Source organism: Helicobacter sp. UBA3407, from assembly GCF_949747025.1.
GTDB lineage: Bacteria > Campylobacterota > Campylobacteria > Campylobacterales > Helicobacteraceae > Helicobacter_D > Helicobacter_D ganmani.
Window position 1 is genome coordinate 1 of the sequence record NZ_CATKCB010000121.1, and the last position, 9,152, is coordinate 9,152.

Annotated in this window: 9 protein-coding genes, 1 tRNA gene and 1 pseudogene; 9 read left to right on the plus strand and 2 right to left on the minus strand. The window is 38.8% G+C overall.

Going from position 1 to position 9,152, the window contains the following annotated elements; genetic code table 11:
- Nucleotides 1–92: 92 nt before the first annotated feature.
- Together Q1553_RS03970 and Q1553_RS03975 are read right to left on the minus strand one after the other, a co-directional pair.
- Nucleotides 93–169 (minus strand) — tRNA-Arg (locus tag Q1553_RS03970).
- A gap of 56 nt (nt 170–225) precedes the next feature.
- Nucleotides 226–522 (minus strand): HU family DNA-binding protein, encoded by a 297-nt coding sequence (locus Q1553_RS03975; RefSeq protein WP_115551877.1) that lies wholly within the window; start codon nt 520–522, stop codon nt 226–228.
- A 214-nt stretch (nt 523–736) separates the two neighbouring features.
- Between Q1553_RS03975 and gap the strand changes: the two genes are divergently transcribed.
- From gap to Q1553_RS04020, 9 genes and pseudogenes are all read left to right on the plus strand, one after another.
- Nucleotides 737–1,732, plus strand: coding sequence for a type I glyceraldehyde-3-phosphate dehydrogenase (gap, locus tag Q1553_RS03980; protein WP_300761100.1), 996 nt, complete (start codon nt 737–739; stop codon nt 1,730–1,732).
- 8 nt (nt 1,733–1,740) lie between these two features.
- Nucleotides 1,741–3,009 (plus strand): glucose-6-phosphate isomerase, encoded by a 1,269-nt coding sequence (locus Q1553_RS03985; RefSeq protein ID WP_115551879.1) that lies wholly within the window; start codon nt 1,741–1,743, stop codon nt 3,007–3,009.
- A gap of 89 nt (nt 3,010–3,098) precedes the next feature.
- The gene (gene pta, locus Q1553_RS03990) at nt 3,099–4,106 is read left to right on the plus strand and encodes a phosphate acetyltransferase (protein ID WP_115551880.1); all 1,008 of its coding nucleotides are present in this window, start codon (nt 3,099–3,101) and stop codon (nt 4,104–4,106) included.
- Nucleotides 4,107–4,108: 2 nt separating this feature from the next.
- Nucleotides 4,109–5,320, plus strand: coding sequence for an acetate kinase (locus Q1553_RS03995; protein ID WP_115551881.1), 1,212 nt, complete (start codon nt 4,109–4,111; stop codon nt 5,318–5,320).
- A 650-nt stretch (nt 5,321–5,970) separates the two neighbouring features.
- Nucleotides 5,971–7,005: a recombinase RecA gene (gene recA / locus Q1553_RS04000; protein ID WP_297571804.1), complete on the plus strand. Its 1,035-nt coding sequence runs from the start codon at nt 5,971–5,973 to the stop codon at nt 7,003–7,005.
- A gap of 9 nt (nt 7,006–7,014) precedes the next feature.
- Nucleotides 7,015–7,233 carry a hypothetical protein gene (locus tag Q1553_RS04005; RefSeq protein ID WP_297571806.1) on the plus strand — a complete coding sequence of 73 codons (219 nt, stop codon included), beginning with the start codon at nt 7,015–7,017 and terminating at the stop codon, nt 7,231–7,233.
- A complete protein-coding gene (gene eno / locus Q1553_RS04010) occupies nt 7,230–8,504 on the plus strand; it encodes a phosphopyruvate hydratase (protein ID WP_297571809.1) in 1,275 nt (424 codons plus the stop codon). The genes Q1553_RS04005 and eno overlap by 4 nt, the downstream gene beginning before the upstream one ends.
- On the plus strand, nt 8,504–8,749 hold the full coding sequence (locus Q1553_RS04015; RefSeq protein ID WP_297571811.1) for a hypothetical protein: 246 nt from the start codon (nt 8,504–8,506) through the stop codon (nt 8,747–8,749). The genes eno and Q1553_RS04015 overlap by 1 nt, the downstream gene beginning before the upstream one ends.
- Nucleotides 8,746–9,152 (plus strand): annotated as a pseudogene (locus tag Q1553_RS04020) (hypothetical protein); the annotation flags it as partial. The gene Q1553_RS04015 and the pseudogene Q1553_RS04020, both read left to right, overlap by 4 nt.

Below are 9,152 nucleotides of genomic sequence, written 5' to 3' on the forward strand. Positions count from 1 at the left end.
AACAGCTTTGGCGTCCTATTAGGTTAAGGAATTCTGTATTTTTTAAGTTTTTATTATAGATTGTAGAATCTCATAAGAATAGCTAAGGTTTGTGGTGTCCTCGATGCGATTCGAACGCATGACCTCACGATTAGGAATCGTGTGCTCTATCCTACTGAGCTACGGGGACAACAACAAAGTAGTTCAGGAGAATTGCCCAACAAAGAGGTGTTGGGCGAAAGAGAGTTATTTTTTGCCTTTTTTGCTGGCAACTACTGCATCTTTAAGACCTTTTCCAGCCTTAAATTTAGGAACAAATTTATCGCTTGTTTTGTATTTTTTATTTGTTCCAGGAACAACACCCTCTTTTCCTTTTTGAAGCACAGTTTCAAATTTACCAAAACCTACAAGTTCAATGCTTTCTTTTTTAGCAAGTGCTTTGCTTACTGCCGCTGTAAAAGTGCTAATTGCTTTTTCAGCCTCTTTTTTTGTCTCATACTCTCCGACTTCTTTTACTAAGTCAACAAATTCTGATTTGTTCATTTTGGAAACCTCCATAAAAAGTTTAAAAACGCGTTATTGTAGCATAAATTTACGATTTTCAAGACTTTTGTTAGAAAAAAATAAATTTATTCTCAAAAAATAAAGCAAAATATCCAAAATTACAATCTTAAACTTTATCTCCTCCTTTAAGAATCTATAAGGAAGTTTTAAATAATATTAAAAAATTTTAGAATTGCTTTTTCAAGGAGAATCAATGGCTTTAAAAGTTGCAGTTAATGGAACAGGTAGAATCGGTTTATGTGTATGCAAAATCTTGAGCGAACGCGAAGATTTAGAGCTCGTTGCACTCAATACGACTATGCCAATTGATACGCTCATTCATTTGCTAAGATATGATTCTGTGCAAAAAAATAGTAAAGTAGAAAAATTGAGTGAAAACAGCATTCAAATTGGCAAACAAAAAGAAATTCAAATCATCAGCACACGAGACATTAAAGAATTAAACTTTGGAAAGTTTGGTGCAAAACTCGTAATAGAATGCACTGGTGCTTTTAATGACCTCAACAAAGCAAGTGCGCACCTCTATGGAGGTATTGAACGCGTCGTGATTTCCGCTCCTGCCACAGACGCGCCAACTTTTGTTTATGGCGTCAATCACACAAACTATCAAGGAGAATCTGTCATTTCAAACGCAAGTTGCACTACAAATGCGCTTGCACCAATTGTAAAGGTTTTGCACGATAATTTTACGATTCTCAATGGCTTGATGACAACAATTCATAGTTATACAAACGACCAAAACCTTTTAGATTCCAAGCACAAAGACTTGCGACGCGCACGCGCAGCAGCTTTAAATATGATTCCAACTTCTACGGGTGCTGCCAAAGCGATAGGGCTTGTGATGCCCGAGCTCAAAGGCAAACTCAACGGCTTTTCTGTTCGCGTGCCAACTCCTGATGTAAGCCTTGTGGATTTGACTTGTGTTACAAAAACTTCTGTAAGCAAAGAATCTATCAATGCTGCCTTTGAAAATGCTGCACAAGGAACATTCAAAAATCTTATTTTAGTAGATAATGAAAAACGCGTTTCAGGAGATTTTATCGGAAGCACTTATAGTAGCATTTTTGTTCCAGATTGCACGGTGGTTGTGGGAGAGAATCAACTCAAAGTTGTCGCTTGGTATGACAATGAATGGGGTTATTCCACGCGATTGGTAGATATGGCAAGTTTCGTCGGCTCTAGTCTTTAGGTAGTTTTATGCTCACGCTCACAAACACTTATGCGCGTTTTTTGCAAAAAAATCCCAACTTTTTTGCAAAAGAAAATCTGGATTTATTTTTTCAAAAAGTTCTAGTAGAGCGCAATAGTCAGCTTAGTGGATATTATGATTTGCCTTTTGCAAAAAATGAAGCGATTTTTGATTATCTTCAGCGCAACAAAACCTTTTTGGATTCTATTTCTAATGTCATTATCATTGGTATTGGTGGTAGTTCGCTTGGCACAAAGGCGATTGACGCGCTTTTATCTCATCAAAGCCATCGCAAAAAAATTAAATTGCGGTTTTTAGAACACACCGACCCGATTATTATCAGAAAAGACTTGCAACGCGTCAAATACGAAGATACACTTTTTATTGTGATTTCAAAATCTGGACTTACGATTGAAACCACTTCGCTTTTTAAATACATTTTGGCGCGATTCTCCCTCCTCAAAAAAGAGCGTAAAAAGCACCTACTTACCATTACAGATGAAAATTCCCCCCTTTTCAAATGGAGCAAAAGCGAAGAGATAGAATCCGTAACGATTAAACCAAATATTGGTGGGAGATTCTCTGTATTAAGCGCAGTGGGATTATTGCCTCTTGCGATTTTGGGCTATGATATTGCGGCAATTTTAAAAGGCGCAAGCATTGTAAGCCATAGATTCTTTGAAGAACGTAAAGACAATGTGTTAAAAAAGGCATTATTTTTAGCAAGAAACGAAAGTAACTATCCTATTAATGTCTTGTTTTCTTATTCTAGTGTTTTTCGTCATTTTAATGCTTGGTATGTGCAATTATGGGGGGAATCCTTAGGCAAACTAGATATGTATGAACAAAGACGCGGTTTGACACCTATTGCGCTAATTGGAAGCATTGACCAACATTCTTTTTTGCAGCTCATTATGCAAGGACCTGCGAATAAAACCGTAACTTTCCTAAGTGTTAAAAATCTTTCGCAAAAACCTCTTTACATTCCAAATATCAGACTACAAGGCTTAGAATCTACGGATTTTGTCAATCAAACTTCTTTTAATCAACTTTTGAAACTGCAATGTATTTCCACTAAAGAGAGCATTATTTCTCAAAATGTTCCTGTGGATTCCATCTTAATTGATTCTCTAAATGAACAAAGCGTGGGCGCACTTGTATTGTATTATGAATTACTGACCTCTTGCGTGGGAATTTTGCTACAAATTGATACATACAATCAACCCGGTGTAGAATTTGGAAAAAAGATATTAAGGGAAAAATTTACACACTCCTAAAAAATTTTCCATTTTTTTACTAAGTTTATACACTCCTTATTATAAAAAATCTTAAAATAGATAAAATCTTAAAATTACAAAGGGTTCGCATGGATTTTATTCAAATAATCAAAGAAAAGGCAAGGGCAGATATTCAAACGATTGTTTTGCCAGAAACAAACGATTTGCGCACATTACAAGCCGCGCATAGCGCATTACAAGAAAAAATCGCAAAGATTATCTTAATCGGGGAAGAAGCAGAAATCAAGCAACGCGCAAAAGAACATAACCTGCAACTAGACACAGCGGAATTTATCAATCCTACAAGCTGTGATATGTTAGAATCTTATGTGGAATTGTTTGTCAAGCTTCGTGCGCACAAGGGTTTGAGCGAAAAATCCGCGCGCGCGCTCCTGCTTGAAAATCCCCTTTATTTTGGTGTCGCACTTGTAAAATCTAAAAAGGCAAATGGTATGGTTGCAGGTGCGATTAACTCCACTGCAGATGTACTTCGCGCTTCCTTACAAATTCTAGGGACAAAGAAAGATTCTAAATTAGTTTCTGCATTTTTCTTGATGATTGTTCCTCAATGTGATTATGGTGAAAATGGAATCTTTATCTTTGCTGATAGCGGCTTGGTGCAAAATCCTAATGCGCAAGAGCTCGCCTCTATTGCCATAGATTCCGCAAAGAGTTTTGAAGCACTCGTAGGCAAAAAAGCTTTGGTTGCTATGCTTTCACATTCTACAAAAGGAAGTGCAAAACACTCCGATGTAGATAAAGTCATAGAAGCCACGCGCATTGCCAAAGTAGAAGCACCAGAGATTGCTTTAGATGGGGAGCTTCAACTTGATGCGGCAATCGTTCCGAGTGTGGGTCAATCCAAGGCTCCCGATAGCCCTATTGCAGGAAATGCCAATGTGCTTGTTTTCCCCGATTTGGACGCGGGCAATATTGGCTATAAATTAGTGCAAAGGTTGGCAAAGGCGGAAGCTTATGGACCTATTACACAAGGAATCGGCGGTGCTGTTAATGACCTTTCACGCGGTTGTAGCAGCGAAGATATAGTCGGCGTGATTGCAATTACTGCTCTTCAAGCCCAACAAAACAAGGAGTAAATATGGATGTTTTAGTTATTAATTGTGGGAGTTCTTCACTCAAATATCAGCTTATCAATACCAACACAGAGGAAGTTTTAGCCTCTGGATTGTGCGATAGAATCGGAATCGCAAATGGACAATTCAGCTATAAACCCAAAGGCGGAGATAAAATTACAAGAAATGTGGATATGCAAGACCACGAAGTCGCTATTAAACTCGTGCTTGAAGCTTTAATAGACTCAAAAGACGGCATTATCAAATCCCTAAACGAAATCAAAGCCACAGGACACAGAATCGTGCATGGAGGCGAGCATTTTACCCATTCTGCACTCGTGAATGACGAAGTGATTCAACACATTGAGGAATGCTCCGATTTAGCCCCTCTACACAATCCTGCACATTTATTAGGAATCCGAGCCTGTAAGCATTTAATGCCGAACACTCCTATGGTTGCCGTCTTTGACACTGCATTCCACCAAAGTATGCCACCACACGCTTATATTTATGGCTTACCTTATGAGTATTACGAAAAATACAAAATCCGCCGCTACGGATTCCACGGCACAAGCCATAGCTATGTTTCTAAACGCACAGCAGAATTTTTGGGGATTCCACTTGAAAATTCTCGCATTATTACTTGCCATTTGGGTAATGGTTCTAGCATTTGCGCTGTCAAAAATGGTCAAAGCATAGATACAAGTATGGGCTTAACTCCACTTGAAGGCTTGGTTATGGGAACAAGAAGTGGAGATTTAGACCCTGCAATTATTGATTATATTGCGCAAAAAGAAAATCTAAGCACAAAAGAAGTACTCAATATCCTAAACAAAAAATCTGGTGTGCTTGGAATCTCTGGGCTTTCTAGTGATTTTAGAGATTTGCTTGCTGCCGATGAAGAGGGCAACTTGAAAGCGCGTTTTGCGAGGGAAGTTTTTGCTTATCGTGTGGCAAAATATATCGGTGCTTACACTGCGGCACTTGTAGGAGTTGATGCGATTGCGTTTTGCGCAGGTGTAGGAGAAAATGCGAAATTTATTCGCGGGAAAATCGTTTCACATTTACACTTTTTGGGAATCAATCTTGACGAATCTGCCAACCTTGAAACCGTGGGCAAAGAGGGCATTATTTCTACTCCCGATTCTAAAGTCAAGGTTTGCGTGATTCCAACCAACGAAGAGCTGATGATTGCAAGAGATACGCGCGAAATTATTTTAAAAACTCAAGAGCATTAACGCGTGCTAACCTTCCTTGTAAGAAAATTTTTAAAATTTTCATCGCGCATTGCGCAAGTAATGGCAAGCAAGTTTGGGTGAATTGCCAACACACCCACACTTGCAAATCCATTCATAAAACTATAATAGCAAGGTGTTCTTATCGTTCTCTCAAAAATCTATAATTCATCACTTTAGATTCTATTCTTTCCGCCAAACCTTTAAGTGCGCACTCGTTGTATTTCCTTCTAAGTTTTCATCATTTGCCAATCTTTCAACGACTTTAAGAAGCAAATTTTTATCTTTTTGCTCTAATTTTTTATAAACCTTTTTAAAAGTTTATGTAAATTTAACTTTGTATTTCATCTCTCTAACACCTCTTTTAGTTCTGTGATTGTGTCAAAACTTGGATACAAATATGGATTCTTACCCATTTGCCTACTCTATTCTAAATACTTTTATAGCCTTTGTGAGCAAAAATGTGCAATAGCTCGCAATTAAGGAATAAAGGCAATTTTATCACAATCAAATGCACTCAAAAATAGAGGTGAAGTTCGTTTTCAAAGGTGCGTCCCTTACCATATAGTATAAGCTGCACACTGAAAATATTTTATTTTGAAATTTTTATGTGTTTTTGGCTACAATAGAATTTTAATTTTTTAGGAGAAAAAATGGCTTTAGACGAAAACAAACAAAAAGCGATTGAACTTGCCATTAAGCAAATTGATAAAGCCTTTGGAAAGGGCGCATTAATCAGGCTTGGAGATAAACCGGTAGAAAAGATTGACGCCATTAGCACAGGTTCTTTAGGGCTTGATATTGCACTTGGCATTGGAGGAGTCCCAAAGGGACGCATTGTTGAAGTCTATGGACCAGAGAGTTCAGGAAAAACGACTTTGGCGTTACAAATCGTTGCAGAATGTCAAAAGGCGGGTGGAATCTGTGCGTTTATTGACGCAGAACACGCACTAGATGTTACTTACGCCAAGAGACTAGGCGTAGATGTAGAAAATCTGCTCGTTTCTCAACCAGACTTTGGCGAACAAGCCTTAGAAATCCTAGAAACACTCACAAGAAGTGGTGGCGTAGATTTAATCGTGATTGACTCTGTGGCGGCTCTCACGCCAAAAAGTGAGATTGACGGCGATATGGGAGACCAACACGTAGGCTTGCAGGCGCGCTTAATGAGCCAAGCACTACGAAAAGTAACAGGTGTGATTCACAAAATGAATACCACGGTGATTTTTATCAATCAAATTCGTATGAAAATTGGTGTAATGGGCTATGGAAGCCCAGAGACTACGACAGGAGGCAATGCACTTAAATTTTATGCAAGCGTGCGAATTGATGTCCGCAGAATCGCAACCTTGAAACAAGGCGAACAAAATATCGGGAATCGCGTCAAGGCAAAAGTTGTCAAAAATAAAGTCGCTCCGCCCTTTAGAGGAGCAGAGTTTGACATTATGTTTGGCGAAGGCATCAGCAAAGAGGGCGAACTCATTGACTATGGCGTGAAACTAGATATTGTAGATAAAAGCGGTGCGTGGTTGAGCTATCAAGACAAAAAACTTGGACAAGGCAAAGAAAATGCGAAAGCCTTTTTAAAAGAAAATCCAGAGATTGCAAAAGAAATTGGAGAAAAAATCAAAGCTTCTATTTCTATTTCTGATGACTTGTCTAGTGATGATACTAACGAAATGGATTAAGGAAAGAAAATGAGACAATTAATTTTAAAAATAAGTTGTATTGCGATTCTTTTAAGCACATATGGAAATGTTGCCCTAGCGCAAGAATCACAAAATAAATCTTGCTGCGCTATTGCGGGTGCAGGAGGCTTTACCCTAAGTGAAGAGGATAAGGCATCTTTGCAAGAAAATCAAGAATCCAAAACTTCCCAAAAAACAAATGACCAACCAAAAAAGGAGATAGAATGATTTACATTGATGAAGTGAGTGCGCAAGAAGTATTAGATAGTCGGGGAAATCCAACGGTGAAAACCACCATTCTTTTAAGTGATGGCATAGCCGCAAGTGCAATCGTTCCAAGTGGCGCAAGCACAGGCAAGAGAGAAGCTTTGGAATTGCGCGATAAAGACGAGCGGTTTTTGGGCAAGGGCGTCTTAAAGGCTTGTGAAAATGTCAATACAACCCTTTGCGATTCTATCACGGGCTTAAGCCCTTTTGACCAAAGCGCAATAGATAATCTTTTGATAGAAATTGATGGCACAGAAAACTTTTCCAATCTAGGGGCAAATGCAACGCTTGGCGTTTCTATGGCAGTTGCGCGTGCAGCAGCAAAAAGCCTAAATCTTCCGCTTTATCGCTATTTGGGTGGAGCAAATGCACTGACTTTGCCTGTGCCAATGCTGAACATCATCAATGGAGGAAGCCACGCGGATAATACGGTAGATTTTCAAGAATATATGATTATGCCTGTGGGCTTTGAATGCTTCAGTGAAGCATTGCGCGCAAGTGCCGAAATCTATCAACATCTCAAAAAACTACTCAAGGATTCCAAACATATTACGAGCATCGGTGATGAAGGAGGATTCGCCCCCAACCTCAAAACAAACGAAGAGCCAATTCAAATCATCTTAGAAGCGGTGAAAAAAGCGGGTTATAAAGAGGGGGAACAAATCGCGATTGCATTAGATGTGGCAAGCAGTGAATTTGTTAATGATGAGGGTATTTATTGCCTCAAAGGCGAGGGCAAAAACTTAAGCAACGAGGAGATGATTGAATATTATGAAAAATTAATCGCAAAATATCCTATTGCCTCTATTGAAGACGGCTTGAGCGAGGACGATTGGGAGGGTTGGAGCAAACTCACCAAAAAACTCGGCGACAAAGTGCAACTTGTGGGAGATGATTTGTTTGTAACAAATGCTAAAATCTTAGAAGAAGGAATCGTAAAGAATATCGCAAATGCCGTGCTTATCAAGCCTAATCAAATCGGCACAATCAGCCAAACAATGCAAACAATTCGCCTAGCACAACGCAATCATTATCGTTGCATTATGAGCCACCGCAGCGGAGAAAGTGAAGATAGCTTCATCGCAGATTTTGCTGTGGCATTAAATACCGGTGAAATCAAAACAGGCTCTACCGCTAGAAGTGAGCGTATGGCGAAGTATAATCGCTTACTAGCAATTGAAAATGAATTGACATTTCCTGTTTATTTGGGTAAAAAACTTTTTAACAAATAATGGAATCTACTGCATTTCAAAAGGGTGGATTCTACAAACTCCTACCCTTTTTAAGCCTTGTTTTGTTGATTTGTTTATTGGGAGTTTATTTTGGCAATTTGCTCTTTGGCACAAACTCCTTAAGCGTGCTTCTGGATATTAAAGACAAAGAATCTCAAATACGCAAGGAAGTCAAACGGCTAATGCACGAGAATGCAAATCTACAAAAAGAACTTTTTGAATTGAAAGGACTTGAACCACAATGAAACATCTAAAATTAATTTGTAGCGTAGTGATGATAATCTCTACAAATGGATTACTCGCGCAAGAGAAAGCAGAATCTTTGCCAGAGATTCCAACTCTCAACATTGATATGCAAAAAAATCCAACACCCCCTAGCGACGCCCAAACACAACCCAAAAACAATGCGCAAACAGAAATATCAGAGCCTAATGCTCCCTCTCTAACAGAAAACAACAATGAAACCAATGCAACCACAAGAGGACGCGACCCCTTTACACCTGTGATTACCCCAAAAGAGAGTGGGCAAATTACCAACGCTCCACAGCTTGATTTATTCACTAAAACAGAGTTGATTTTACCCTCTACTGCTAGAAAAATCAAAAAAATTACTTTAGAATACCAGAATCTTAATGGCTCTATTACAAG